The 1782-nt window shown below is 68.4% G+C and carries 1 protein-coding gene; it reads right to left on the bottom strand.

Annotated features, from left to right (window positions below; translation table 11 throughout):
- Positions 1-1782, bottom strand: a 1782-nt coding sequence (gene scpA, locus E1202_RS31060) for a methylmalonyl-CoA mutase (protein ID WP_132686871.1), incomplete at both ends; no start/stop codon positions are given.

The raw sequence follows: 1782 nt of genomic DNA, 5'->3' as shown, positions 1-1782 counted from the left end.
CCGAGGTCGGCGAAGGCGGTGGCGATGACCTTCTGGCCGCGGTCGTGGCCGTCCTGGCCCATCTTGGCGACGAGGATGCGCGGTCGGCGGCCTTCGGCCTCGGCGAAGTCCTCGACCTGCCGGCGGGCCGATTCGAGCTGCTCGGACGGGCCGGATTCCTCCCGGTACACGCCGGAGATCGTACGGATCTGACCGGAGTGGCGTCCGAAGACCTTCTCCAGCGCGTCGGAGATCTCCCCGACGGTGGCCTTGGCGCGGGCGGCGTCGACGGCGAGCGCGAGCAGGTTGTGGGCGAGGTCGTTGGGCCGCTCGTCCGACAGCGAGGCCTCGGCGGCGGCGGTGAGCTTGCGCAGGGCGTCCTCGCAGGCCGCGGTGTCGCGCTCGTCCCGCAGCCGGCGGAGCTTCTCCAGCTGCTGGTTGCGGACGTCGGCGTTGTCGACCTTGAGGACCTCGATCTGCTCGTCGCCGTCGTAGCGGTACTTGTTGACGCCGATGAGCGGCTGGCGGCCGGAGTCGATGCGGGCTTGGGTGCGGGCGGCGGCTTCCTCGATGCGCAGCTTGGGGATGCCGGCGTCGATGGCCTGGGCCATGCCGCCTGCGTCTTCGACCTCGGTGATGTGGGCCCAGGCGCGTTCGGCGAGGTCCTGGGTGAGCTTCTCGAGGTAGTAGCTGCCGCCCCAGGGGTCGATGACGCGGGTGGTGCCGGATTCCTGCTGCAGCACGAGCTGGGTGTTGCGGGCGATGCGGGCGGAGAAGTCCGTCGGCAGCGCCAGCGCTTCGTCGAGGGCGTTGGTGTGCAGGGACTGGGTGTGGCCCTGGGTGGCGGCCATGGCTTCCACGCAGGTGCGGGCGACGTTGTTGTAGACGTCCTGGGCGGTCAGCGACCAGCCGGAGGTCTGCGAGTGGGTGCGCAGCGACAGCGATTTCGGGTTGGTCGGCTCGAACTGCTTGACCAGCTTGGACCAGAGCAGCCGCGCGGCGCGGAGTTTGGCGACCTCCATCGCGAAGTTCATGCCGATGCCCCAGAAGAACGACAGCCGGGGCGCGAACGCGTCGATGTCGAGCCCGGCCTGCTTGCCCGCGCGGAGGTATTCCACGCCGTCGGCGAGGGTGTAGGCGAGTTCGAGGTCGGCGGTGGCTCCGGCTTCCTTGATGTGGTAGCCGGAGATGGAGATGGAGTTGAACTTCGGCATCTTCTGGCTGGTGTAGGCGAAGATGTCGGAGATGATCCGCATGGAGGGCTGCGGCGGGTAGATGTAGGTGTTGCGGACCATGAACTCCTTGAGGATGTCGTTCTGAATGGTCCCGGCCAACTGCTCCGGTGCGACACCTTGTTCTTCGGCGGCGACGATGAACAGCGCCATGATGGGCAGCACCGCGCCGTTCATGGTCATCGACACGCTCATCTCGTCCAGCGGGATGCCGTCGAAGAGCTGCCGCATGTCCAGGATCGAATCGATCGCCACACCGGCCATGCCGACGTCCCCGCCGACGCGGGGGTGGTCGGAGTCGTAGCCGCGGTGGGTGGCCAGGTCGAAGGCCACCGACAGGCCCTTCTGCCCGGCGGCGAGGTTGCGCCGGTAGAACGCGTTGGACGCCTCGGCGGTGGAGAAGCCCGCGTACTGGCGCACGGTCCAGGGCTGGTTGACGTACATCGTCGGGTACGGCCCGCGCAGGAACGGCGCCAGCCCCGGGTAGGTCGACAGGAAGTCCAGACCGTCCACATCGGATTCGGTGTAGAGCGGCTGGACGTCGATGCCCTCCGGCGCCTCCCACGCCAAC

It is taken from the genome of Saccharopolyspora karakumensis (assembly GCF_004349225.1).
Taxonomy (GTDB): domain Bacteria; phylum Actinomycetota; class Actinomycetes; order Mycobacteriales; family Pseudonocardiaceae; genus Saccharopolyspora; species Saccharopolyspora endophytica.
The sequence above is the reverse complement of the archived record's forward strand: the minus strand, read 5'-3'. Positions and strand labels throughout refer to the sequence as shown.